The sequence below is a fragment of the Desulfospira joergensenii DSM 10085 genome, from assembly GCF_000420085.1.
GTDB classification, from domain to species: Bacteria; Desulfobacterota; Desulfobacteria; order Desulfobacterales; family Desulfobacteraceae; genus Desulfospira; species Desulfospira joergensenii.
On the sequence record NZ_ATUG01000002.1, the window covers coordinates 503,024 to 528,759 of the forward strand.

24 protein-coding genes are annotated in these 25,736 nt (G+C 50.3%); 11 read left to right on the forward strand and 13 right to left on the reverse strand.

Features of this window, described 5'->3' with window-relative positions:
• Positions 1 to 175: 175 nt before the first annotated feature.
• The 3 genes from F608_RS32055 (at position 176) to F608_RS0114665 (ending at position 4,390) form a co-directional block, all read left to right on the forward strand.
• Entirely contained in the window at positions 176 to 2,098 is a 1,923-nt protein-coding gene (locus F608_RS32055) for a GAF domain-containing sensor histidine kinase (RefSeq protein WP_084681163.1), read from the forward strand.
• An 89-nt stretch (positions 2,099 to 2,187) separates the two neighbouring features.
• Entirely contained in the window at positions 2,188 to 3,438 is a 1,251-nt protein-coding gene (locus F608_RS0114660; protein WP_022666400.1) for a S41 family peptidase, read from the forward strand.
• A gap of 70 nt (positions 3,439 to 3,508) precedes the next feature.
• Entirely contained in the window at positions 3,509 to 4,390 is an 882-nt protein-coding gene (locus tag F608_RS0114665) for an alpha/beta fold hydrolase (RefSeq protein ID WP_022666401.1), read from the forward strand.
• 130 nt (positions 4,391 to 4,520) lie between these two features.
• Here F608_RS0114665 and F608_RS0114670 read toward each other — a convergent pair whose 3' ends face one another.
• The 6 genes from F608_RS0114670 to F608_RS0114695 all read right to left on the reverse strand — a co-directional run bounded on the left by F608_RS0114670 (position 4,521) and on the right by F608_RS0114695 (position 10,162).
• Positions 4,521 to 4,781, reverse strand: coding sequence for a DUF3862 domain-containing protein (locus tag F608_RS0114670; RefSeq protein ID WP_022666402.1), 261 nt, complete (start codon positions 4,779 to 4,781; stop codon positions 4,521 to 4,523).
• Between the two features lie 133 nt (positions 4,782 to 4,914).
• Positions 4,915 to 5,484, reverse strand: coding sequence for a cob(I)yrinic acid a,c-diamide adenosyltransferase (locus F608_RS0114675; protein ID WP_022666403.1), 570 nt, complete (start codon positions 5,482 to 5,484; stop codon positions 4,915 to 4,917).
• Positions 5,485 to 5,547: 63 nt separating this feature from the next.
• Complete coding sequence (locus F608_RS0114680; protein WP_033398677.1) at positions 5,548 to 8,223, reverse strand: bifunctional acetate--CoA ligase family protein/GNAT family N-acetyltransferase; 2,676 nt, start codon at positions 8,221 to 8,223, stop codon at positions 5,548 to 5,550.
• A gap of 169 nt (positions 8,224 to 8,392) precedes the next feature.
• Positions 8,393 to 8,881: a universal stress protein gene (locus tag F608_RS0114685; RefSeq protein ID WP_022666405.1), complete on the reverse strand. Its 489-nt coding sequence runs from the start codon at positions 8,879 to 8,881 to the stop codon at positions 8,393 to 8,395.
• 108 nt (positions 8,882 to 8,989) lie between these two features.
• Positions 8,990 to 9,277 carry a glycogen-binding domain-containing protein gene (locus F608_RS0114690; RefSeq protein WP_022666406.1) on the reverse strand — a complete coding sequence of 96 codons (288 nt, stop codon included), beginning with the start codon at positions 9,275 to 9,277 and terminating at the stop codon, positions 8,990 to 8,992.
• A 330-nt stretch (positions 9,278 to 9,607) separates the two neighbouring features.
• Complete coding sequence (locus tag F608_RS0114695) at positions 9,608 to 10,162, reverse strand: universal stress protein (RefSeq protein WP_022666407.1); 555 nt, start codon at positions 10,160 to 10,162, stop codon at positions 9,608 to 9,610.
• Positions 10,163 to 10,578: 416 nt separating this feature from the next.
• Here F608_RS0114695 and F608_RS0114705 point away from each other — a divergent pair, with 416 nt between their 5' ends.
• From F608_RS0114705 to F608_RS34885, 8 genes are all read left to right on the forward strand, one after another.
• Positions 10,579 to 12,366, forward strand: a complete 1,788-nt coding sequence (locus F608_RS0114705) for a sensor histidine kinase (RefSeq protein ID WP_022666409.1) — start codon at positions 10,579 to 10,581, stop codon at positions 12,364 to 12,366.
• Positions 12,335 to 12,787: a response regulator gene (locus tag F608_RS0114710; RefSeq protein ID WP_022666410.1), complete on the forward strand. Its 453-nt coding sequence runs from the start codon at positions 12,335 to 12,337 to the stop codon at positions 12,785 to 12,787. Before F608_RS0114705 ends, F608_RS0114710 begins: the two co-directional genes overlap by 32 nt.
• Positions 12,788 to 12,806: 19 nt before the next feature.
• Entirely contained in the window at positions 12,807 to 14,654 is a 1,848-nt protein-coding gene (locus F608_RS0114715) for an SLC13 family permease (RefSeq protein ID WP_022666411.1), read from the forward strand.
• Between the two features lie 25 nt (positions 14,655 to 14,679).
• Positions 14,680 to 14,826: a hypothetical protein gene (locus F608_RS36570; RefSeq protein WP_167332203.1), complete on the forward strand. Its 147-nt coding sequence runs from the start codon at positions 14,680 to 14,682 to the stop codon at positions 14,824 to 14,826.
• Positions 14,827 to 14,869: 43 nt separating this feature from the next.
• Complete coding sequence (locus F608_RS0114725) at positions 14,870 to 15,397, forward strand: YIP1 family protein (protein ID WP_027362784.1); 528 nt, start codon at positions 14,870 to 14,872, stop codon at positions 15,395 to 15,397.
• Between the two features lie 63 nt (positions 15,398 to 15,460).
• Positions 15,461 to 15,685: a hypothetical protein gene (locus F608_RS0114730; protein WP_153307512.1), complete on the forward strand. Its 225-nt coding sequence runs from the start codon at positions 15,461 to 15,463 to the stop codon at positions 15,683 to 15,685.
• Positions 15,682 to 16,593 carry a response regulator gene (locus tag F608_RS0114735; RefSeq protein ID WP_022666415.1) on the forward strand — a complete coding sequence of 304 codons (912 nt, stop codon included), beginning with the start codon at positions 15,682 to 15,684 and terminating at the stop codon, positions 16,591 to 16,593. Before F608_RS0114730 ends, F608_RS0114735 begins: the two co-directional genes overlap by 4 nt.
• A 401-nt stretch (positions 16,594 to 16,994) precedes the next feature.
• A complete protein-coding gene (locus F608_RS34885; protein ID WP_022666416.1) occupies positions 16,995 to 18,683 on the forward strand; it encodes a HAMP domain-containing methyl-accepting chemotaxis protein in 1,689 nt (562 codons plus the stop codon).
• Positions 18,684 to 18,693: 10 nt separating this feature from the next.
• On the opposite strand, the gene F608_RS0114745 is transcribed toward F608_RS34885, so the two are convergent.
• From F608_RS0114745 to F608_RS0114775, 7 genes are read right to left on the reverse strand one after another with little or no spacing between them, the layout of a single operon-like run.
• Positions 18,694 to 20,118, reverse strand: coding sequence for a sigma-54-dependent transcriptional regulator (locus F608_RS0114745; protein WP_022666417.1), 1,425 nt, complete (start codon positions 20,116 to 20,118; stop codon positions 18,694 to 18,696).
• An 11-nt stretch (positions 20,119 to 20,129) separates the two neighbouring features.
• Positions 20,130 to 21,587 (reverse strand): ATP-binding protein, encoded by a 1,458-nt coding sequence (locus tag F608_RS0114750; protein ID WP_022666418.1) that lies wholly within the window; start codon positions 21,585 to 21,587, stop codon positions 20,130 to 20,132.
• Between the two features lie 16 nt (positions 21,588 to 21,603).
• Positions 21,604 to 22,044: a response regulator gene (locus F608_RS0114755; RefSeq protein WP_027362785.1), complete on the reverse strand. Its 441-nt coding sequence runs from the start codon at positions 22,042 to 22,044 to the stop codon at positions 21,604 to 21,606.
• Positions 22,045 to 22,090: 46 nt separating this feature from the next.
• On the reverse strand, positions 22,091 to 23,248 hold the full coding sequence (locus F608_RS0114760) for a sensor histidine kinase (protein ID WP_022666420.1): 1,158 nt from the start codon (positions 23,246 to 23,248) through the stop codon (positions 22,091 to 22,093).
• Between the two features lie 16 nt (positions 23,249 to 23,264).
• Positions 23,265 to 24,845, reverse strand: coding sequence for an SLC13 family permease (locus F608_RS0114765; protein WP_022666421.1), 1,581 nt, complete (start codon positions 24,843 to 24,845; stop codon positions 23,265 to 23,267).
• Positions 24,846 to 24,854: 9 nt separating this feature from the next.
• Positions 24,855 to 25,295 (reverse strand): response regulator, encoded by a 441-nt coding sequence (locus F608_RS0114770; protein ID WP_022666422.1) that lies wholly within the window; start codon positions 25,293 to 25,295, stop codon positions 24,855 to 24,857.
• 8 nt (positions 25,296 to 25,303) lie between these two features.
• Positions 25,304 to 25,735 carry a response regulator gene (locus F608_RS0114775; protein WP_022666423.1) on the reverse strand — a complete coding sequence of 144 codons (432 nt, stop codon included), beginning with the start codon at positions 25,733 to 25,735 and terminating at the stop codon, positions 25,304 to 25,306.
• Position 25,736: the final 1 nt, after the last annotated feature.

Below are 25,736 nucleotides of genomic sequence, written 5' to 3' on the forward strand. Positions count from 1 at the left end.
ATCCATCTTTCCGGTTTGAAAGTCCTCGCGGATATCAGCCCGGTTTCGTTACCGCTCATGTTCCTTTGACAATCGGATTGAAATCAAATCCAATGTGCTTGATTCTTTTTTCTTGTTCATTGAAGTTCTGCAATCCCGATGCTATCCTTTGAAATAATTTCGGATTTGGAGATCTATGATGACCCAAAAGGCCACATATGAGCAATTGGAACAGCAGGTCGAGGATCTAACACGTCAAGTTGCCGCCCTTGAGCAGAATGAAGTCTCTTTAAAGGAATCGGCCAAACGCTACCGGACCCTGCTTGACTTTGCCCCGTATCCGGTTGCCACGTTTACGCTAAAGGGCGGCATCTCCTATCTCAATCCTTCTTTTACCAAGGTTTTCGGGTGGACCCTGGAGGATATCAAAGAGGGTCGGGCCAGGTTTGTTCCCCCGGAGCTCGGGCCCGAGACCTCGGAAAAACTCAAGGAACTTTTTGAACAAAGAACCCTGACCCGCTACGTAACCCGGCGGATGACCAAGGATGGCCGGCTCCTGGATGTCATTGCAAGGGGGGCTGTTTTTTCCGAATCAGAGATGGGGGTGCCCGGAGAACTGGTCATTTTCAGGGACATCACCCGGGAGAAACGGATTGCCCGGAACAATGAGGCCCTGCTTCGGATCAGCACGGCCCTGCCGGAATACCCGGATCTTGAAGAGCTTCTCGACTATATCACTTCTGAAATCAAACGGCTGCTGTCCACCCAGGGAGCCCTTGTCATCCTCCTGGATGAAGAAAGAAAGGAATTCTTTTTCCCGGGGGTAGCCGATGATGACAAGGCAACCAAAAAAAGGGTAAAGGAGATCCGGCTGCCCGTTGACAGCCTGGCTTCCGCAGAGGTTGTCAAAACCGGAAAACCGCTGATCGTAAACGATGCCTACAAAGATTCGGCCCGCTATGTCGAAAGAGATCATGAGTTCGGATATTCCTTTGACAACTATGTGCTGGTTCCCATCCAGAGCCATGACCGGATCATCGGTGTACTGGCGGCATTCAATAAATCCCAGGGATTGTTTGAAGATTCGGATATGGAGCTGCTGGGGATGATCGCCGGAACCGTGGGACTTTCCATTGAAAATGCCCGGTTTTCCGATGAATTGAAACAATCCCATAAAGAACTCCAAAGCCTGGACCGGGCAAAAACCAAGGCAATCAATCATCTCTCCCATGAGCTCAGGACCCCGGTTTCCGTTTTCAGCGGTACATTGCAGATCCTTGAAAAAAAACTGCAGACCCTTCCGGACGACTCCTGGAAGCGATCCATGGACAGGGCCCAGAGAAACGTGGAACGGATCAAGGACCTCCAGGAAAAAGTCCGTGACATCATCCTGGGAGAAGAATCTGAAACCCGTCAGCGGCTCTCCTTTCTTGTGGACGAGTGTGCAGATCTGCTTGAGGATATCATCGAGACCCAAACGGGCCGGACAGAGCTTCTGGACAAGGTCCGGACCCGGATCAGGGATATGTTTGAAACCAAAAACGCAGAACCCCGGGAGATTTTTCTGGATGAGTTTATCCGGCACGGCCTTGAAAAGATGGGGCCTGAATTCGCCCATCGGAACCTTCAGATTGAACAATTTCTGGAAACGCCCCCCCCTGTAATGATTCCGGCAGAACCCCTGGAAAAGGTCTTTTCCGGCCTGATCAAAAATGCCGTTGAAAATACCCCGGATCAGGGGAAGATCCAGGTGACGGTCTTTAACCGGGAACCCGGGCCCGGTTTTTCGGTCAGGGACTATGGGGTGGGAATCCTCGGAGATGACCAGGCAAGGATATTTAAGGGGTTTTTCACCACGCAGGGAACAGCCGCCTATTCTTCAAAAAAACCCTTTGACTTCAATGCCGGCGGAAGGGGGGCGGATCTGCTGAGGATGAAGATATTTTCTGAAAAATATCATTTTTCCATCCATGCCTCTTCAAAAAGATGCGGATTTATCCCCGGCAGGGATGACATCTGCCCGGGAAATATCGATGACTGCTCTTTCTGCAGGGAAAAAAGCGATTGCTATCAATCCGGTGGGTCTGTTTTTACGGTGGAGTTTCAATTAAAGCGGTGAGGGACTTTGGAAGAAGATTTTCAACAATGGGCTGACCGGGCGGTAATTTATTCCTTTCTAAGCAGCCCTAAGGAGACAGGAAAGATAAGATGAGGGATAGACGGATCATTTTAACCATCAGCCTGTGGCTGACCATTTTCATGGGATATTCCGGGCCTTCTTTTGCAGCGGCATGTTCTTATCCCGATCTTTTTGAGGAGATCACCAGGGTCGTGGAGAAAGATTTTTATGATCCTGTCCGGATTCAACGGGATTTTGCGGCCATCAAGAACAAGTACCTTTGCCGGCTCGGGCAGATCTCCGGCAAAAAGGAATTTGCCGGCCTTGTCAATGCCATGCTGGGTGAACTCAAGGCCTCCCATACCTATTATCTGACAAGAGAGGATTACGAATACTATCACCTGGCCGCCCTGTTTTCGAATATCCCGGAGGTCGGGGCCCTGTTCCGGGAAAAGGAGGTGAGATATCCGACCATCGGTGTCATCACCCAAACCTTTCAAAAACGGGTGCATGTGGTTTCTGTCCTTGCCGGAAGCATTGCCGAGAAAGCCGGATTGTTAAAAGGGGACGAGATTTTATCCGTCAACAAAGCTCCCTATACCCCGATTGCTTGCCTGAGTCCGCTGGTGGGAATGGAGGTCCCCTTTGTAATCAGGCGAAAGGAAAAGGGCGAGCCATTCAAAATCATGATGAAACCGGCTCTGGTCGATCCCAAACAGGAGATGCTGGATGCGGAAAAAGCCAGCATCCGGATGATCAAACAGGGGGGAAAGCAGATTGGCTATATCCATATCTACTCCTATGCAGGGGAAGAGTATCACCGGGAATTGCTCAATGCCCTTGTCTGGGGGAGCTTAAAAAAGGCAGATGGGCTGATCATTGATCTGCGGTACGGTCTGGGAGGGGCCTGGCCCTATTATCTCAATCTCTTTAACCGGAAGATCCCGGTCCTTGAAATGATTGACAGAGAGGGAAAGAAAAGCATTGTCGATTCCCAGTGGAGAAAACCGGCCGTTTACCTGGTCAACGGTTTCAGCCGGAGTGGAAAGGAAATGCTGGCTTTTGGCGCTAAAAAGTACGGGCTGGCCACAGTGATCGGAGAAAAGACCCCTGGGCATACCCTTGGGGGGCGGCTTTTCCCTTTATCCAATAAAGATCTGCTCTTTCTTGCCGTGCAGAGCTGCCGGATCGACGGGGTCAACCTGGAAGGGACCGGGGTTGAGCCGGATATCAAAGTCCGCCTGGAGGTCCCCTATTGTTCCGGGCAGGATACTCAGCTTAAAAAGGCTATTGAGCATCTTATGGATGAATTGTCAAAGGAGAGCCATTCCGTCAGGTGAAGACGATAGCAGGCAGGATCTTTTATCTTTTGGCCGGAAGCTGGAAATTTGAAAATAAAGGAAAAAGACCATGTTGAAAAGGATTCAAGCGGGTGATCTGATGGTCGCCTATTTTGAGAGCGGCCCGTCAGAGGGGACACCGGTATTTTTACTTCACGGCTTTCCCTATGATGTGCACGCCTATGACCAGGTGGCACCTCTCCTGGTTTCAGAGGGGTACCGTGTGATCGTACCCTATCTGCGCGGTTACGGTCCAACCCGATTCCTGTCACCGGACACGCTGCGTTCGGGCCAGCAGGCCGTGCTGGGCCACGACCTGCTCTCATTGATGGATGCCTTAGGGATCAGGAAAGCCGTTCTTGCCGGTTTTGACTGGGGGGGAAGGGCGGCCTGCATATCGGCGGCTCTCTGGCCTGAACGCGTGCACGGCCTTGTCTCCGTGGGAGGGTATAATATCCAGGATATTCCGGATTCCGTAAATCCCGTGGAACCGGAAGACGAATACCGCTACTGGTATCAATACTATTTCCATGGCGAGAGGGGACGGGCAGGTCTGGATCAAAACCGCCGTGAATTTTGCAGGCTCCTCTGGCGGCTCTGGTCACCGGCCTGGGAGTTTACAGACGAAGAGTATAACCGCTCGGCCGCCTCCTTTGACAATCCGGATTTTGTTGATGTGGTCATTCATTCCTACCGGCATCGCTTCGGACAGGTTCCCGGGGATCCGGCCGTGGAAGAAACAGAAACCCTTTTGACCAAACAGCCCAAAATATCGGTCCCTTCGGTGGTTCTTGACGGAGACAATGACGGGGTTGCCCCTTCGGGCGGCTCGATTCATCACCGTCCTTTTTTCACGGGAGAATATGAGCACCGGGTTATTCCCGGTGTCGGCCATAATCCGCCCCAGGAAGCCCCCCATGACTTTGCAGCAGCCGTATTGGCATTCATTTGAAAGGGCCTATCTTTCCGGAGCGATGGCGTGGGCAATGGCCAGGATCGGGTTTGAGAACTTATTATCCGGGCAGTTACCCGTAAGGGAACTGCCCGGTAAGGATTATTTCCCTCAAATTTTTTTGGCTTTTTTACAACCCTTTCATCGTTGGAAAAGCCACTTTGTCTGCAACAAATTTTATGGTTATGTTCTTTTCGGTATCTCCCCAGATACAATTTTTGGCTCCAAGGGCTGAATCGCACTTGTCCGGCTCCCCAAGAATTTTTTGAACCTGTTCATAATCCATGCCGATTTTTATGGTATCGTAATTTTCCCGGGTCAGTTTGCTGCACCCGGTAAAAGCGATAATCATTAGAAATGTGACAAGGATAATTTTAATTCTGTCCCTCATTTTGACCCCTTCTGGTTGGAAAGTTATTGTGGAAAAAGCCTATTGCACCTTTGAATGCAAGTCAATTGAAAAAGCCGGAGTCGATAATTTTTCACCCCATTCCAGGCCGGAAAATCAAAAAAATCAAAAGCTGTCAGCTTTTCCAGATATCCTCCGGCAGTCCGGTAAGGCAATTGAACTTTCGTCCCAAAAGAAATAGGTAGTCGGACAAGCGGTTGAGGTAGACCAGGATGTACTTCATATGCCTGGGAGATCGCCCGACTTTCAGTTCAATGGACAGGCCGACAACCTTTCTTTCCGCCCGGCGGCAGACGGCCCGGGCAAAATTGCTCCAGGCGGCACACGGATGGCCTCCATAAACCAGAAATCCGTTCAAAGGGGGCAATCCTACTTCCATGGAATCAATGGCCGTCTCCATGAACCGGATGTCGGTATCGTCGATTTTCTCCAGCCGTTCAAGTATGGGGGCATCCCGCCAGGCAGAAAGATAGGCACCGATCTTGAGCATATCCGACTGAATCCGGCTGATCTGACGGGTTGATTCAACGGCGTCGTCTGCCAGGCTTGATTTCAGCACTCCCAGGGTGGCGTTCAATTCATCAATATCTCCAAAGGCATCAATCCGTTCGTGATTCTTAGGGACTCTCTCGTCGCTCAAGAGCCCTGTGGTTCCGTCATCTCCTCTTCCCGTGTAGATACTCAATCCCCTCTCCTTTCAATATCATTCAGCGTCCTTATCCTGCCAGACAGCAAACGCATATTTTTTCTAGACCATTTTCATCTGCTCATATTCAATGACCAATTCATATTCGGAACTCTCCGACACCCGGGCTATGGTAAATCCCAGCTTTTTCCCCAGCTTCAGCATCTGGGTGTTTTCTGCCAGGACCAGGCCCATGACCCGTTTGATTCCTTTATCCCAGGCCGCCCTTAGACAGGCCTTTAAAAGGGAGGACCCGATTCCCCGGCCCTGCCAATGATCGCTGATGGCCATGGCAAATTCGGCCTGGGTGCCGTCCGGATATAAGATAATCCGGCATACGCCTACCATCTCCTGGGCCGGCCCATCGCCCATCAATGCCACCAGGGCAATTTCGCGGTCATAATCAATCTGGGTCAGTTTGATCAGCATCTGCCTGGACAATTTTTTCTGCGGCGAAAAAAACCGCATATAAATACTTCGAGGGGACAGGGAACAGAAATGATCCAGGAGAAGATCCGCATCACTGGGCCGGATAGGCCGGATAAAGAAGTCGTGCCCGTCCACGGTGGTCTCCTGTTTTTCATATTGTCGGGGATAGGAACTGATGATCAGGTGCATGGGGGAGGCGACATCGGCAGGGGCAATCAGGACCCTTGCATCCACTGCCGTGAGAGTTCCGTCTTTGACCACCAGGGGGTTGATATCGATAGCCTTAATTTCCGGAAAATCCGTTACAAGCCTTGCTGTCCGGATCAAGATTTCCTCGATCCGGGTCCTGTCGACCGGCTGGATATTCCGGAATCCTTTCAGCACGGTTGAAATTTTTGTTTTTTCGATCATCTGCCTTGCCAGGGATTGATTCAGCGGGGGAAGACCCATGGCCGAATCCCTGAAAATTTCGGTCAGAATCCCTCCCATGCCGAAAAGGATTACAGGACCGAAATGATCATCCTTTTTTGCTCCGATAATCAGCTCATAGTCCGGGGTCGGCTGCATGGTTTGAACCGTCACCCCCTTTATATCGGCATCCGGAAAACTTTTTTTTGCATCTCCCAGGATCTGCCGGTATGCGGTTTTCACCTCTTCAGGGGTTTTAAGATCAAGGGCCACACCTTTGCAGTCGGATTTGTGCAGGATATCCCTGGAACAGATTTTCAGAACAACCGGAAATCCGGTCTGCCAGGAAAGTTCTATGGCCGTTTTTTCGGAATCTGCAATTTTTGTCTGGTTTGCAGGGATCCCATAAGCCAGGAGAAGAGATTTGGCCTCTGCTTCGGCCAGGCTCCTTTCTCCTTTCTTTCGCGCTTGGCCCAGGATCCGGTCGGCATGCTCCCGGTCTATCTTCAGCCTGACATCGGCCCTCACAGGAATTTCACTAAGCATTTCCAGGTTCCGGCCATATTGATAGAGATCTTTAAACACCTTTACCGCACGTTCGGCCGAATCATAGGTAGCAACACCGCTCTGATTAAATATTTGCCTGGCCTTTATCACATTATCTCCCCCGATCCAGGCGGTCAGAACAGGACACGGAGCCGTTTTCAAGTGGTCTGCCAGGGCTTTTGCCAGTCCCAGGGTATCCATGGTTCCGGCCGGTGAACAGATCAGCAGAACGCCATCTGCCTCAGGGGCCGATGTGCAGATTTTAACCGCCTCCATATATGCCCCTGGATCGGTGGACCCCAGCACATCTACGGGGTTTCCCCGGCTCCAGTTTTGGGGCAGAATCTTGTCCAGCCGTGCAAGGGTTTCAGGGGTGAATTCTACCGGTTCCATTCCATGGGAGGCCAGGGCATCTGCGGCCATCACCCCCGGTCCTCCGGCATTGGTTACAATTGCGAGGCCGGGGCCCGAGGGGTGCGGCTGTTTTGCCAGAAATTCCGAGCAGTCGAACAGCTCTTCAAATTCATTGACCCGCAAAATTCCCGCCCGCTGGAATGCGGCGTCATAGATCCCGTCCACACCGGCCAGGGCACCGGTGTGGGATGCGGCTGCCCTGGCCCCGGCCGCTGATCTTCCGGATTTAAGAACGATGATCGGTTTGAGCCTCGAAGCGGCCCGGGCAGCGCTCATGAAATTACGGATATTGGTGATGCTCTCCATGTACATGACAATACTGCTTACATGGTCCAGGGACCCGAAATAATCGATCATGTCGGCAAAATCCACATCCAGCATGGAACCCAGACTGATAAAATGGCTGAACCCGAAGTTTTCCCGGTGGGCCAGATCCAGCACAGAGGTGCAGACCGCACCGCTCTGGGATAAAAACGCAACCTTCCCGGGCAGGGGAGAGATATGGGCAAAACTGGCGTTCAAGTTTCTGGAGGTATTCATAATGCCAAGACAGTTCGGCCCGATCACCCTTAGATTGTGGGGCCGGGCCTTTTCCATTATCCGTCTCTCCATGTCCCGGCCTTTTTCCCCTGTCTCCTTTCCGCCCGATGAGATGATCACCACACCTGCGAGACCGGCATTGCCGCATGCATCCACAATCTCCGGGATATGGGTCATGGGTGTGGCGATAACCGCCATATCCATTGCTTCCCCAATATCCCGGATATCGGAAAAGGCAGGAATGCCCATGACCTGTTTATATTTGGGGTTTACCGGAAAGATTTTTCCTTTAAACCCCGTTTCAAATAGGTTTTTCATGATGGAATACCCGATAGAACCATTTCTCTCCCCGGCACCGATTACGGCCACGGATTCCGGGTTAAAAAGTCTGTGCAGATTCATGGTTGTCACGTTTTTACCTCCCCGCTTTTTTTCATCCTGATTCAGGGTATTCCCCACACGTTCATTTTCCTGGCAGCGGATATGACTTGCCGGGGAACACGGCCCATGTCAAATCCTTCATCCTTGGATAGTCCTTTCCTGCCAGGGACAAGGGCACTGTGGTTTTTTTTTAGGAAATCTTCTCCCGCTCCCTGACGCTGGCAACCGGAACGGGAGAATGGCGGAACACTTTCTCTGCAGAGCTTCCGAACAGGAATCTTTCCAGGTTGCTCCTGCCTTTATTGGCCATGACCACCAGATCGATCCCCTCTGTTTCTATTGCGTTCAAAATGCACTCATAGGGAATGCCGGTATCGATCTTGATGCTCATCCGCGATTTCTCGTCAAAGAAATGTTCCTTGATCATCAGTTTTATTTTTCCGCTTCTTTCTTCTTTAATCCGGTTTATATATTCCTGGGAGGTCATCCCGCTTGGAAAACATCCTGGAAAATGTCCCGCTGCCATCTCAATCCCCCGAAGATCGCTCTGATTAATGACGTTAAATACCAGGATCTGCGTCTGTCTTCCCTTTGCGAATTCCAGGGCATACTCCATGGTCAATAAGGAATAGGGGGAAAAATCCACGCAGGCCAGAATCTTATCCAATTTTCTATCCATTTCCATTCTCCTTTTTCATTATCCGTCTATTTTTATCATCCAGGGCCCGGTTCATTTTGCGCCCCTGGTCTATGGTTGATTTTTGAGCAGGATCCCAGGCCGGATTCTTTATTCGTCAACCGTAATCAAATTGTTATATGTTCCAAATGAGTTGATCCGGTTATGATGGTTCGATGTCTTTTCCCACCAGTGGCCGTCAACCAGATACTTGTACTCATAGGTACCCGGTGGAAGCATCAATATGCCCTCCCAGGTACCCAGTTTCCCTTTTTTCAAACTGTGTTTTTTCCCGTTCCATTCATTAAAATCTCCCAGAAGAATGACCTCGCTTGCCTGGGGAGCGTTTAAAAAAAATTCAACTTTTCTTTTTTTTTGTTCAATTTTTTCTCCGGACATTTTTTTCTCCTTTTTATGGGTTTTACCTGGGGTAAGAACGATTTTACCCTGTGCCTTGTATCAGCAAATGGCGTGCCATTTTTATTTATAATTCTGAATCCTTATCCAACAGGCCTGTCCGGCGATGAAAGGATGTTTGCCCTGTCTTGTAAAAACGGATTATTCATCAATTGTTTTCCAACCTGTAAAAGAGATTGACACCTTGGGGCAGGGGTCTCTTTCCCGGAGGCAGGCCCGGTGTTTAAGATCTTGTTTCGGGCAAAAAAAGAGCCACCCAAAAGAGCATCAGATCAGCTCCGGGCGGCTCGACAGACAATGGATTTGGGTCTCTTATTTCCTTTTGAATTTGTTCTTATCCCTGACACCCAGGACAGGGACAGGAGAATGACGGAATACTTTTTCTGCGGAACTGCCGAAAAGAACCCTTGACAGGTCGGTTCTGCCCTTATTTGCCATCACAACAAGGTCCGCTTCTTCTGTTTCAATGGCTTTCAGAATAGCGTCATAGGGCTTTCCCGCCTCAATCTTGATGTCAATCCTGGATTTTTCATCTGAAAAAAGATCTTTTATCAGGTTCTCCATGGCCGCTTTTTTTTCCTCCCTGAGAGACTCAATATACTTCTCATCACTGGCATCGTAGGGCAGGTAGTTGGCAGAGGAATCGATTCCTTCCAAAGGATTTTTTTCTCTATTTTCCTTTTCAGCAGCTTCGGAAGGCAGAAAATTGGTAATTTTCTCAACCCCTTTGAGCGCCCGCAGATTGATGACATGGAAAGCCACAATCTGCCGGTCTGTGTCCTTTGCAAAGTCCATTGCATACTCAAGTGTCATCGATGAATATTCCGAAAAATCAACGCAGGCCAATATTTTTTTTATTCTGCTCATCAAACTTCTCCTTTATCTAAAAACATTATGGATTGAAAAATGGGGAACTCTTTATTGAGCATATCTCCGGCACATGCCTGATACCGGATATTGAAAGCAAGGGATATGCCAGCAGAATCAGGAAAACAGAGTTCATGGGAGAGGTCTGCCAATTGCGGTCATGGGTCGGCCGGGAACTGTAAGAAAGAGTTCATGGAACCCTGTCCTTGGGGGTTGAGGTATCCATAAGGTTTACACTCTGAAAAAAAAACCGACATGTTCTTCATGCCCGGGCGGGCGGGCCCAGAGTTTTGGTTTGATAATCCTCGTTTCATTCCAATTGGTTAAATAAAAAATCATGCCCAGGCCGGTATCGGTATCATAGTTGCTATCTGCATTGTCAGAATGTGAATTGCCTATTGCGCAGGAGAAAGAGGATGAAAGCGGAAAAAACAGATCCGGGCCAGGCGGTGAACCGGAGCCGGCTGAAAAAATCCATTTTGATTACCATGATTATCGTCCCCCTGATTCCCCTTACCCTGGCCATGGGTGTTGGCTTTACGCATTTTGCCACCGCCCTTGAGGAGAAGACCCTCTCCAGCCTGGAACGGATCGTGGGGGATCACCGTGAAATGATCCAGTCTTTTCTGACAGAGCGCCGGGCAGATCTTCGATTGATCATGGACAGTTATGATTTTAAAGAATTGACCCGGTCCGGGACCGTCGACCAGGTGTTTGACCATTTAAAAAAAAGGTCCCCTGCCTTTGTGGATCTGGGGATCTTTGATTCCAAGGGGAATCATTTGAGATATTCCGGAAAATACCGGCTCAAGGGAAAAACCTATAGGGATGAGTCCTGGTTTAAACGGGTGATGGAGGACGGGTCCTATGTCAGCGATATTTTCCTGGGATACCGCCTGGTTCCCCATTTTATAATTGCCGTGCGCCGGGGAGCAGGGGAGAGGGCATGGGTGATGAGGGCAACCATTGATACCCTTTTTTTTGAGCGGCTGGTTTCCGGGGTGAGAATGGGAAAAACCGGAGAAGCCTATATCCTCAACAAGACCGGCATCACCCAGAGCAAGAGGCGGTCGGGAAGCCTCCGGATCCTGGATAGGGATCCTGAGTTTAAATCCATCCCCCTTCCTGAAACAGGTATCAAGACCTTTATCCGGTCAGATGCGTCGAAAAACAAGTACTTATATGCCGCCACCTGGATGAAAAACCGGGACTGGCTCCTGGTGGTCCGCCAGGAAAAAAGAGATGCCTTTGCATCCCTTTACCGGGCAGCTGTCCTGAACCTTGTCATCATGGCCGTTGGCGGGATGGTGATCCTGGCCATGGCCTTTTATACCACCCGGCGGATTCTGAACAACATTGACCGGCTGGGCATGGAAAAAAAAAGCCTGGGCAATCAACTGATCCGGGCCGTCAAACTGGCTGAAATCGGGGAAATGGCCACGGGATTTGCCCATGAGATCAATAATCCTTTGCAGATCATCAAGGCGGAACACTCCCTCATTCAATCCTTGCTATTGGATCTGCCGTCTCCCGGGAAAATCCCAAAAGAACCGGTTTCGGATGAGGGATGGCCTCAAACCATGGCTGAAATGGAGGAAAGCCTGGACCAGATTAAAGTCCAGGTCGACCGGTGTTCGGCCATTACCCACTCCATTCTGAAATTCGGCCGGAAAAATGAGATCAAACCCGAGCGGCTCAATCCCGGCGAAATCATACCCGACATTCTCCACCTCATTGAAAACAAGGCCCGGGTCAACGGCATTGATTTGGTTGAAAACATCCCGAAGAATCTTCCGGGATTCATGGGTGACCCTTCCCAGTTCCAGCAGGTCATGCTCAACCTCTTCAACAATGCCATGGATGCCATTGCCCAGAAACACGGTTCCTCCGGGGGGATCCTGGAGGTTGAGGCCCGGGTGAACCATGAAGGCCGGCTGGAAATCACGATCACAGACAACGGGACCGGCATCAGCTCTGAGAATATTGACAAGGTCTTTTCTCCTTTTTTCACCACAAAGCCCGTGGGCAAGGGGACCGGCCTGGGCCTGAGTGTCTGCTACGGAATTATAGAGAGTTTTGGAGGAACCATGAATCTAACAAGCCGGGACAACGCCGGTGCAAGTTTTTGTATTGAACTGCCGGTCAACCCCGTAAACAGCAAGGAGGTAAATCATGGAAAAAATGAAAATCATGCTGGTGGATGACGAAGAGCGGTATCTTCAGACGACCCGGAAACTAATTGAAAAAACGGGAATTGAGACCCTGACCGCCTTGAACGGAAACCAGGCCCTTGAAATTCTGGAAACCCGGACCGTTCATGTGGTGATTTTAGATGTCAAAATGCCGGGTATGGACGGGAATGAAACCTTGAAAGCCATTAAAGCCCGATACCCGCTTGTGGAAGTCATTATGCTCACCGGCCACGCCACCTTGGATTCGGCCATTGACGGCCTCAAATCCGGGGCCAACGACTATCTGGTGAAACCTGCGGATATCGATGAAATTATCGAAAAAGCCAAGGCAGCTTTTGAAAAAAACCAACTTCAGGAGCAAAAGATACGTGCGGCCCAGACCAAACGATATATGCGGTCCCCCCGTGAAATCCTGAAAAATGATGACGAATGAAAAAACGGGAGGAAGATAGATGAAAAAAGTGAAAAAAGTAACCGGCTATGACAAGTACATCAACTGGAAAATTTTCATCATACCGGTGATCCTTTTTTTCGGGGTACTGGCTTTACCCACCCCCTATGGGATGAAGGATGTGGGAACCGAGTACAATGTCGGCCCCAAGGCAGTCATCAACCATATTACCGGAAAGATTTTTAAAAAGACCGCCCAGGATGCCGAACAATGGCAGCTGCTCGCCGCGCGGATCATGGAACAGAACATCCGCATCGGGGCCGTTCAAAAGGAGCGCTTCTTAAAACGGGATCTGAAATGGTGTAAAAAATATGGAATCACGGCCGATCAAAAGAATTTTGACCGGGCCCGGGAATACATCAAAACCCGGTTGAGTGATCAGGAATTTTCCACCCTAATGGAGGGGGCCTTAACCTTCAGAAAACATGATCTTAAATATGAAACCCTGGAGGGTAAGGATAAAAAGGCGGCAGACAAGGGGGCCTGGCATATCAAGGTCGCGATTGCCATGGGGCTCTTTGTGGTGGTCTGTTTTTTAACAGAGTGTATCCCCCTTCCTGCGGTTGCCTTCTGCATCGGTCTGATCCTGGTGTTTACCGGGGTTCTTTCCAGAAAGGAGGTGGCCATGCTGTACTGGAGTGATGCCTGCTGGTTCATCATGGGAAGCCTGATGTTTGCCGCCGCCTTTGTCAAGACAGGTGTGGACAAGCGGGTCTGCCTGATGATGTTCAGAAAACTGGCTGTCCCCAACACCAAATGGATTACCCTGGTCTTCTTTCTGATCATCAGTCCCCTGGCCGCCTTTATTTCCGACCATGCCCTGGCCGCCATGTTTCTTCCCATTGGCATGCTCCTGTATCAGAACAGCCTCACCGACGAAATTCCCGAGGACAAGGAGCTGGCCAAGCTGCTCATGATCAGTATTGCCATGGCCTGCAATATCGGCGGTCCCGGGGCCCCCTCAGGCGGGGCCAGAAACGTGATCATGATGACCTATCTCACGGATATGTTCGGCATGGATATCGGATACTTCCAATGGATTACCTATTGCTTTCCCTTTATCCTTGCCATGATTCCCGTGGCCTGGTTTATCACCAATTTAAGGTTCAGACCCAAAATTCTCTCCCTGGCCCCTGCCATGGAACATCTGCAGGTTGAAACCGATAAAATGGGCGGCTGGAGCCGGACCCAGATCTGGGCCCTGGTTATTTTCCTGATCATGGTGTTTGGCTGGTTCACGGAAAAAACCTTTTACAACATGGGGATCTATCCCATCCGACTGGGGATCGGCGTCATCGCCGTGGCCGGTGCCATGGGCTATATCATGACCGGGGTCGTCAACTGGCGGGATTACCAGGAAAAGGTGGACTGGGGAGTTGTCTGGCTCTATGCCGGTGCCATCATATTCGGCAGGACCCTGGATCAGACCGGGGCGGCCTACTGGCTGGCTAGATCGGTCATTGATTTTCTGGCCCAGTTCGGCATGGAATCGGGCATGTCTCTGATGATCATCAGCAACGGACTGACCGCCATTCTTACCAATCTCATGGCAGACGGGCCTGCTGCCGCATCCGTGGGCCCCATTACCCTGAATATGGCCGGTATGGTCCATCCCGGAACCTCCTATCTGCCCTTTATGGCCATGACCACGGCAATTTCCTCTTCATTTGCATATTGCCTGATCATCGGAACGCCTCCCAATGCCATTGTATATGCCAGCGGATACCTGGAGCCCAAAGATTATCTGAGGGCCGGTATTCCCTTGTTTTTCTTTGCCAATATTATTCTGCTGGTTTTAACCGGGGTTTACTGGACCTTCAGGGGCTTTGGATCCCTGCCCGGTTTCTGACCCCATCCAAAAAAGGAATGCCAAAATGAATGGAACCCTAGAAGATAAAAAATCCCGGAAAACCCTGTTAAAGAACGGGATCCTGTTTTTCAGTAAAGAGGCGGAAAGAAAGTTTTTTTTCGTCTTGACCATGATTATGCTGATCATGGGTCTGATTTACAAATGGATATAAGCCAATGCCCGGCAGATCAAAAAAATATCCAAAGGAGGATGTGATGAACCGCCAATCCTTTTTAAGAACCGGCCAGTATTACGCCCAGGCCATGGTGCAGCTCTTAATTGAGCCGGGCCGGTTTTTTTGTGAGCTCCGGGAACAGAGCAGCCCGGGCAGGGCCCTGGGATTTGTCCTGATCAGCTGCGGTTTTTTTGCCCTTGCCAGCCTGCTCACCGGCACCTTTGCAGAACCCCTGTGGCAGATGGCCCCGGCATTTTTTTTCGGGGCTTCGGGCATGATCCTGATCTCCTCTCTTATCGGTTATATCACCATGGTCACGATCCTGGGGAAAAGGACTCCATTTGGCATGGTTTTCAGTCTGTATACCTTTGCCACGGGGATCACCCTGTTTGTTTCCTGGCTGCCGTTTTTACTCTGGCTCACCGAACCCTGGAAATGGTTCCTGGTCTTTCTCGGGTTTAAAAATGTCTGCAGGACATCCGGCAGACAGGCTTTGGCGATTCTTTTGATGTCCATGGTTATCCAGTTCGGTTTGATGATTTCGGCATACCTGGCCTTTGGCCGTTGAAAAAGGACAAACTTTTACAGGATCAGGCGCACCCCAACATTGCATAAAAATTTGAGAAAAAAGATGAAAACATTTGAATTCGCGGAACATGATATGGGAAATAAATGCAACCCAGGACTTCACCCAATAAAGGATTCCGGAAACTCATCTTTTTCCCTCCGGGAAAATGCACAAAGGCTCCATCTCCTTGGTTATCAGGGCTTTGGATATGAAACCTTTCTGACTTTTGCACCGTTGGGGTCTATAAAACCCAAAATCAAACGCTCACTTAAGGAGATAGGAGAATGAAGATAAACGTCTTGATGGTGGATGATGAAAAAAGGTTCCGGGAGACCACCCGTAAACTATTAATGAGAAAAGGATTTGAAACCGAGGTGGCGGAAAGCGGTGAACATGCCCTTGAAATCCTTGAACAGGAGGGAGAGGGAAAAAGGCCCGATGTCATCATCCTGGATATCAAAATGCCGGGCATGGACGGACATGAGACCCTGGAAAAGATAAAGGCCATCCTGCCCCGGGTCCCGGTGATCATGCTCACCGGCCACGGGGACAGGCCCTCTGCAAAAGAGGCCCTGTCAGGGGGGGCTTTTGACTATCTGTCAAAGCCCTGTGACATTGACCTTTTGGCGGAAAAGATCCGGGAGGCTCTGGGCCGTCCGGACAGGCTTTCCGGTGGGAAAGAGAATCCCCTGACCGTCGTGATGATCCCCCTGGCAGAGTACACCATGATCCAGGAGGACAGAACCATAGAGGAAGCCGTGGACGAAATAAAGAGGTCCTTCAGGACCCGGATGGCCACCCGCCAATTGATGGAAACCGGGCACCGGTCCGTCCTTGTCATGGAAAAGGACGGGGGGATTATGGGGATACTGACCATCAGGGATCTTCTGGAAGCGGTCATGCCCGCTTATCTCAATGCGCCCAAACCCTCTCTGGCCGACAGCATAGAGTATTCTCCCATGTTCTGGAAGGGGCTGTTCCATGTCCAGATCCGGGAAAACAGAAACAAGAGGGTCCATGAGATCATGTCTCCCTCTCCCTGTTCCATAGATGCAGGCTCCACCCTCATGGAGGCGGCCTTTCTCATGGTGACGAAAAATCACAGGCGGCTCATGGTAACCCAAAAGGATCAACCCATCGGGGTGATCCGGGAACAGGACCTGTTCTTTGAAATGGAAAAGATGTTGACGGCTTAAATATATCCGATTCTCCGGCCCTTCCGGCCGGTTATGGACGGTCCGGAGGCCACTTCCCTTTGCCGCGCCTCCGGGCCGTCCCGTTTTTACGGGATTCCGGGTACGTTTCGTCTTGATATCCAAAAAAATCATGCGAAGAGGAGAGGATATGGGTAGGCCGGCAGCTTCTTGTGGGGCTCTGGAGTTTTTGGCGATTTCCCTCGGCTGCAGAGAATCGTAACCCTTTGCCTTGATGATCAGAAAAAATAGACGATAAATTTCTTGCTTTCTACGGGGAGAAAATGTATTACGATGCCTGCAATTCGCTTGGGAACTATCTTTGGCCTTTCTCAGCGATTGTTAATTTTTTACAAATCATCAATTTTTTTGGGTGTTGGATCCCGTTCAATAGGAGATCGGTAATGAATTTTATTTTAAATATTAAGATCAGGGTTAAGCTGTTAATTGGGTTTGGTATCATGATTTTGTTGATGGGAATCATCGGCTATACGGGGTATAGAAGTGTGGCAGGGATACAGAAGAACCTCCAGGAGATTTTCGCCGTCCAGATGCCGAGTATTGACCTTTTGATTGAGGCTGACCGGGATCTGCAGCAGCTCTTGGTGGCTGAAAGATCCATGCTTTTCGCCGATCCGGGTTCTCCGATATTTGACAGTTTTCTAAAAGAATATAAGGATAATTTTGAGCAGTCCGATACCCGCTGGAAATCGTACAAGGCCATCGCCGGGACTGAAAAGGAAAAACAGATTTTTCCGGAATACGACAAGGCCCGGAAAGCTTGGGAGTCTTCATCCAAAAAGGTGATTGACCTGGCCCAGAAAAATGAGAACAAGGCCCTTCAGCAGGCAAAGGAATTGAGCCTGGGAGAGGCAAAAAAGCAGTTTGAACATATGCGGGGCTATATCAATCAATTGACTGAAATCAACCTGGAATTGGCGGATTCGGCAAATGAAAATGCAGAGGCCACCTATGGATCCACCGTAAAAATCATCCTTGGTGTGATTTTACTCGGGGCTTTTATCGGTGTCGGATTGGGTCTGGGCATGTCCAGGTTGATCACCGGCCCGGTCAATGCCATTGTCCATGGACTGCGGGACATTGCCAAGGGAGAAGGGGACTTGACCAAACGCCTGGAGCAGAGCTCCAAGGATGAAATAGGGGAATTGGCTTCCTGGTTTAACATCTTCATGGACAAGCTGCAGAATCTTATCAAAGACATTTCAGATGGTGTGGAAACCCTTTCATCCTCCTCCAGCGAACTTTCTTCCATCTCCGGAGAAATGACCCAGGGCGCCCAGGACGTGTCAAACCGTTCAGATACGGTGTCCGCCGCAACGGAAGAAATGAACGCAAACATGGGCAATGTGGCTTCGGCCATGGAACAGTCCAGTGCAAATACCGATACGGTTGCCACGGCAGCCGAAGAGATGAATGTAACCATCAATGAAATTGCCAAAAATGCAGGACACGCGCGCAATATTTCAGACAAGGCCGTTACCGAGGTTGATGATTCCACCCGAAAAATGGATGAGCTCGGGGAGGCGGCACGGGCCATCGGAAAAGTTGTGGAAACCATCAACGATATTTCCGAGCAGGTCAATCTCCTCTCCCTGAATGCGACCATCGAAGCGGCAAGGGCCGGCGAAGCCGGGAAAGGTTTTGCCGTGGTTGCCGGTGAAATAAAAGACCTGGCCGGGCAGACATCCGCGGCCTCAATGGACATCAAACAGAAAATCGATAATATCCAGGAAAGTGCCTCAAGCTCCCTTTCCGGCATGACCGGGATTGCAGATATCATCAGCAACGTAAATGATATTGTGGCCACAATCGCCGCAGCAGTAGAAGAACAGTCCTCCGCCACAAGGGAGATCGCCGAAAATGTCAGCCAGGTGTCCGCAGGAATACAGGAGGTGAATGTAAATGTCAGCCAGACATCCGCAGTGACCGGTGAAATCTCAAAAGATATCTCCAGGGTAAATCAATCCGCCTCGGATATGGCGGAAAGGAGTGAGCAGGTCAACGGAAGAGCCGTTGAACTCTCCCAGCTGGCCGTTGAACTTAAACAATTGGTGAACCAATTTAAAATTTAAGCCGAATCCCTTAGGAAATTTCAGTTTTCAGCCGGATTTGGTACTTATCGATCTTGGCATGAAGGGTGGGCCTGGACACATCCAATAATTTTGCCGCCTGGGAGCGGTTTCCATTGGTGATCTTCAACGCCTCCTCAACCACGATGCTGGAAATGGTATCCACAAAATCATCCAGGCTGCAGGTTTCGGGATGATGGGATAGTTTTTGGGAAACCCAGCCCCGGATTTCATTGAATTCGATTCTTTCTTCCGGGGCCACCAACCCTTCATTCCCGCCGATGATCTGATCCAGCTCCCTGACCGAGACAGGGGCTCCCCGGTTAAAGATCAGCACTTTTTGGAGCAGGTTGGCAAGCTCCCGGATGTTTCCCGGCCACCCATAGCCGATCAGCCGTTTCATGGCTTCGGTCTGGATGCCGGGATTGTCCATATGAAGTTCATTGGAAAACTTTTCCATATAATGGGACACCAAACTCTTGATATCCTCTCTGCGCTTTCTTAAGGGGGGCAGTTCAATGGTCACCACTTTTAACCTGAAGTAGAGATCCTCACGGAAGGTTCCCTTTTCAATGGCCTGTTCAAGGTTTTTATTGGTGGCCGCGATGATTCTGACATCCACGGGGATGGTCTCCTCCCCCCCGATCCTTTCAATCTTTTTTTCCTGGAGCAGCCTCAGGATCTTGGCCTGGATATTCAGGGGCATATCCCCGATTTCGTCCAGAAAAACCGTTCCCTTATTTGCCTGTTCTATTTTGCCGATATGTCTCTGGGAGGCGCCTGTGAACGAGCCCTTTTCATAGCCGAAGAGTTCGCTTTCCAGCAGGTTTTCAGGGATGGCCACGCAGTTGATGATCAAAAACGCCTTCTGCGAACGGACCCCGTGCTGGTAAACGGCCCTGGCCACCAATTCCTTTCCCGTTCCCGATTCTCCCCGGATCAGCACCGTGGCATCGGTTTGGGAAACCCTGCCGATGGCCTTGTACACCATCTGCATGCTCTTGCTCTGGCCGATGATGGCATCTCCCGACTGGGCCTGGGGGGAGGCATCCATCTGTACCGGTGATCTCATGAAATAGCCGGCTTCCAGGGCCTGGCTTATCAGGCTCAGCATCTCCGGGACATCAAAGGGCTTGAGAATATAGTCATATGCCCCTCTCTTGGTGGCCTCAATGGCGATTTCAGTGGTGCCGTAAGCCGTCACAATGATAACGGGAAGTTTGGCGTCCATGGCTCTGATCTTCTTGAACACCTCAAGCCCGTTCATCCCGGGCAGCCGCATATCCAGGATGACCAAATCGAGCCGGTTCTGCTGGGCAACCTCCAGGCCCGCCTCTCCGGAGGCCGCACCGATCACCGCGTAATTTTCTTCCTTGAGCAGCTTGCAGAAACTCTTTCTCAGCTGATCGTCGTCGTCAATAACCAATATGGTTTCCATTGGATTCATCCTTATATGGGAAGGGTGATGGTAAAGGTCGCACCCTGATCCTTTTCACTATGTACGTCCAGCCATCCCTTGTGCTCGTTGATGATATTGAAAGCGATGCTCAATCCAAGTCCTGTCCCTTCGTCTTTGGTGGTGAAAAAAGGATTGAATATCTCATCCATGATCTCCCGGGGGATCCCGGGGCCATTGTCACTGATCCTTATCACGGCCACCTTTGTAGAGGGCTCCAGATATTTTTCTTCTTCCTGGATGGTGATCAATCCCCCCTGGTCCATGACTTCGCAGGCATTGATAATGATGTTAACCAGGACCTCCTTGAGCTGTTCCAGGTCAATATGGGTTTCCGTGAGGGGAAGGCGCCGGATTAGTTTTGTCCTCACCCCGTAAGACTCCAGCCGCTGCTCCAGAAGATGAAGGGCGTTGTCCACGGCGGTTGACGGGCTGATTTTCTTTGTTCTTAATTTGGGGGGGCGGGAAAATTCCAGGAAATTTTCAACGATTTTATTGATCTGTTTGATTTCGCCTGAGATCACGTTGAAATCATCCTGCTGGTCCCCTGTGAAGTGGCAGGACCGGTTCAGGGAAAAAAGCCTCATTTTTACCGAAGTCAAAGGGTTCCGGATACTGTGGGCAGTCCCTGCGGCAAGCCTGCCCAGCAGGGCCATCTTCTCCGACTGCATCAGGGTTTCCCGGCTGTGCTTCAACTCTTCATGGGTCTTTTCGGCATTTTCAATCAGTCCGTATACGCTGTTTTTCAAAGCGGTAACCTCGTTGCCGGAAAATTCGGACCTTCCCATTTTATCGGTTTCCCGGGCAAGCATGCGGATGGGTTCCAAAATATGCCGGGTAAAAATATAATTGATCAGCAGACTGAAAACGATCACCGTGACAATCCCCAGTAAGGCAATATACCGGAGCCGGTTGGATTCTTTCTGACTTTTTTTGACGGCCTGGGCAATCTTATCCTTGTGAAAGGATTTAAATTTTTCGCAAAGTTCAAGAATATTTGAAAAATCCTCCCGGATGTCTTTGTGAAGAACAGATCCTCTTTCGTATTTGCCTGATTTATACAGGGCAATCACCTGGTCTCTGACACGGACATAATTCTCATACCGGGAATGGATCTGGACAACGGCCTGGCGCTCCCATTCCTCGCTAACAATGGCCTCCACTGTTTTCAGGTGTTCATCAAACCGGGCGCGGTACCGGCTGAGCTGGTCCAGCCATGAGGGATTTTTATCCAGAAGATAATAGGATACAAACCCCTTCTGGTTGACAAGGGAGGTGCCAAGGGCTTCGGCAGACTGGTACACAACGATGTTCTTATCAATGATATTTTTAAAAATCTTCTCGGTCTTGTAGGTGTACCAGATCATGAGAACGGCTCCGATCAGGGTGATGAGCAGGAGAATGGCGTTGACCAGGTAGACTCTGTTTTTAAGGCTTAATTGGAAGTTCATTCCGGCAGGTCCAAGGTTAAATGTCTCCGCTTCTTCTGAGCAGGAGCCTTGCCTCGGCCTTACGGATTCTCTCTTCCTGCTCGTCTTTCCGTTTCCTGGCATTTTCCAGTTTGATCTTTATATCCTGGAAATCAGCCGGTTTCATCAGATAGTCAAATGCCCCCAGTTTCATCCCCTCCACCGCGGTTTCCGTGGATCCGTGTCCGGTAAGCAAAATCACCTCCACAATGGGAAAACGGGACTTTATCTGCTTTAAGGTTTCTATTCCGTCCATTCCGGGCATCCGTATATCTAAAATGACCACGTCAATGGCCATTTTATCAAGTATGTCCAGGGCCTGCCTTCCGCTGTAGGCAATTGAAACCTTTTCACCCTGCTCCCCAAGCCGCAGGGAAAACATCTCCACAAAATCTTTTTCATCGTCCACGATCAGGACTTTTGCCGGTATCTTTATCATGGAACCTGTCTCCTTTTCTATTTTTTTAATCAAATTATTTATTTGGTTATTTGTCCGGGCCGGAGGATTCATGCCGGGGCAGGCTGACCCTAAAACAGGATCCCTTGCCCACCCGGCTTTGTACATCGATTTTCCCGTTCAGCTTGGAAAGGATCTTGTGTACGACAAAGAGTCCCAGGCCGGTTCCCTCTTCAAAAGGCTTGCTTGAGAAGAAAGGATCAAATATTTTTCCCAGGTTTTTTTCGGGGATGCCCATCCCGTCATCCTCAATGTCCAGGCGGACGTCATCTTCTGTTTCCAGGACGGTCAGGGTGATGGTCCCCCTCTCCTTTACGGCGTCGATAGCATTGTCCAGAAGATTGATCAACACCTGCCTGACCTGATAGGGATCAGTCCATATCATGCAGGCGGCCGGGCCGGTTTCCCGGACCATCCGGATGTCTTTGTCCCGGATCTCTTTTTCCAGCAGGCCCAGGGTGTCGTTGAGCAGTTGAATTATATCCACTTGGGAACAGGCAGACTCCTGTTTTTTTACATGGCCCAGAAGCTGAAGGGTGATTTTCCGGGCCCGCTGGATGCTGGTGTCAATTTTTTCAAGCCCCTTTATCAGGGCATCCCGTCTCGGAATGGACTGCATCTCCGGCGAAGCCAGCACCTGGCTCATGAATCCGGCAGACTCGTTGATCACGGCCAGGGGATTGTTGATCTCGTGGGCAATCCCTGTGGACAATGTCCCCAGGGCGGCCAGGCGCTCGGTATCAATCATCTTTTTTTCCAGTTTTTCCCGGTATCGGGCCTGGGTCTTCCTTTCCGCCTCCAGCCGGATCATATCAAAAGCCTGGGAAATCTTATTGGCCAGGTGCTCGATCTCCACAGGCTTGGTCAGATAATCAAAAGCCCCTGCCTTGATGCCTTCCACGCCGTCACAGATCACGCCGGCCCCTGTCAGCATGATGACCTGGGTCCCCGGGTGCCTCTGTTTGATTGCCTTTAAGGTGTCCATGCCGCCCATGCCCGGCATTTTAACATCCAGGACAACCACGGCCACAGGGTTGAGCCCAAGGATATCCAGGCACGCCTGTCCGCTTGAAGCCTGCAGGGGAACAAGGCCCCTTTTGCCAAGCCTTCTGGCAATGGCATTCCTGAAGTTGTCTTCATCATCCACCAATACCAGGGGATATGACCGGTTCTCTTCTTCTTTCATCTTTTATCCCTATATATTAAATCAATCCCAGTATTTTCCACCATACCGCGGCAACCCCCACCAAAACCGTGAGCAGAATCGGAGTGGTCACAAGGCCCAACCGGGTCAGATCCGATGATTTAAAATACCGGTAAGAGTAAGCAATGGCATTGGGCGGGCACCCGATGACCAGGAGCATGGCAAAGGAGGTGGCCATGCCCAGGCAGAGAGCCAGGATCGTGGGATTCACCCCCTCCAGCTGGGCCATGGGGATGACAATGGGCAGGATCAGGGCCGCTGCTGCCACGTTTGCCATGGCATTGGTGACCAATGCTCCGAAAACCCCGACTCCGATAAAGAGAAAGAGCCAGCCCTTTCCCTGGATCAAAGGAAAAAACAGGTGGGCAAAATAGTCGGCCGCACCGGAATACCCCATGGCAAGCCCCAGGGAGATGCCGCCTCCAAAGATAAACAAAGCAGTTCCCCATTCCAGGTTGTCGTTGATATCCCGCCATTTCAATACCTTGAACAGGACCAGGGCCGTCACCCCCAGCATGCCGGACACCGAATAGTCAATGCCGTGAAGTCCCTTGGTCAGCCAGAGACCGAACGAGGCGGCAATAATGATCAGGGCTTTTTTTTCCAGCAGGGTCAGAGGGCCCAGGTCTTCGTCAAAATCGGGCAGTTTGAACTTGGGATCCGGACGGTATACCAGATATACGACAAACACGGCAATGGGAACCGTTATCACTGCCGCCGGCATGGCGTATAAGATCCATTGGAAAAAGGTAATCTCAATTCCGGTAAACTCCTTTAAAAATGCAGCCGAGACCATGCACCTTCCTCCGCCCACAAGGGAACCCATGCCGCCGCAGGAACAGGCAAAGGGAAGGGAAAGCATCATGAACTTTGCCGTATTGGTATGGGGTTCTATGCCCACGGCCCGCATCATGGGCAGCATGGTTACAATACCGATGGCGCATGCGGCTGCATCGTGCATAAAAGAAGAGGAAATCCCCAGTCCGATGGCAATGATAAAGGTAAAACGGGTCACGCTGTTTCCTGCCGTTTTTATGATATAGTATCCCAGGCGTTTTGTTAAGCCTGCCTTGTCCAGGGCAATGGCAAAGATCAGGCAGCACATGATGAAAATGACCACCGGATGCATGTAAGGGGCCCAGGCGCTTTTTACATCTGTGATCCCCAGGACGACCAGGGATGCCCCGATGCAGACGGCGGTAATTTCCAGGGGCACGGGTTCAAAGACAAAAAGAAAGACCAGAACCACAAGAATGGCCAGAAACCTTTTGGCCTTTGGGGAGAGTCCGTCCACATAATCCACCTGAACGGCTTCAAGGTTCAGATCAAGGGCCTTTTGGGTCAAAAAATTTGCGCTTGCTTCAGAAGTTCCGGGCAGTTTGGCCTCTACAATATAGGCCTGGGACGAGTTCTCCCCCTCCGTTTTCATTGAAAAATACGGGCCAATATTTTCCATAAGTCTTTGGCCGACATCTCCTGTGATTTTAAATTGTGTTCCCTCGGGTCTCGGCACAAGGAACACGATCACCCCAAGCAATACAGCCACACAAAGCTTAAATTCATTGGTTTTATAAAACATCTTTTCTCCTTAGGTTCTGCGAATTTGAAATCGGCTGTCATCGTCTGTATTACGGTCCCCAGGCCGGTTCAGGGTTTGGTAGGCCTGATCAATTTTATCCATGAGTTCGGCCAGGTCACAGGGCTTTGTCAGATAATCAAAGGCGCCGAACTTCAATCCCTCACGGGTTGATGATCCGTGTCCGGTCAGGATGATGACCGGAAGCTCGGGCGCCATGGTTTTCATTATTTTCAAAACCTCTATGCCGTCCATGTCTTCCATCTTCAAGTCAAGGACAATCACGTGGAAATCCTTTTTGCGAAGAATCTGTATGGCCTGGGTTCCGGAATATGCTTTGGTCGCCTGGATGGACCGCCTGGAAAGCCGGTTGGACAGAACATCCAGAAACCCTTTTTCGTCATCCACAAGCAGAACCTCTATGTTTTTTTTCTTTCGGGAATCCCGGGTCATGATGTCACCTATGCCATGCGCCCGGTGATCTCTTTCATCCGGGCCTCAACGATTTTTTCTTCATGTCTTCTTTTTTTGTTTGCGGCATCATTGGCCTTGCCCAGCAGAAGATCGATGTCACAGGGTTTGAGCAGATAATCAAAAGCCCCGAGTTTCATGCCGTCGATGGCGGTTTCCACCGTGGCATGGCCGGTGAGCATGATCACCTCCACAAGGGGATATTGTCTTTTGATTTCATTTAATGTCTCAATTCCGTCCATGCCCGGCATTTTCACGTCAAGGATGACCGCATCAATATTTTTTTTCTCCTCCAGTTCAGCCAGGGCATCCTTTCCGCTGCAGGCCTTGTGGACGATGACCTTTCTTTTTTCCAACCGCTTTGCAATGGTTTCCAAAAAGGCTTTTTCATCATCTACGAGCAATAATCTTATGGATTGCATC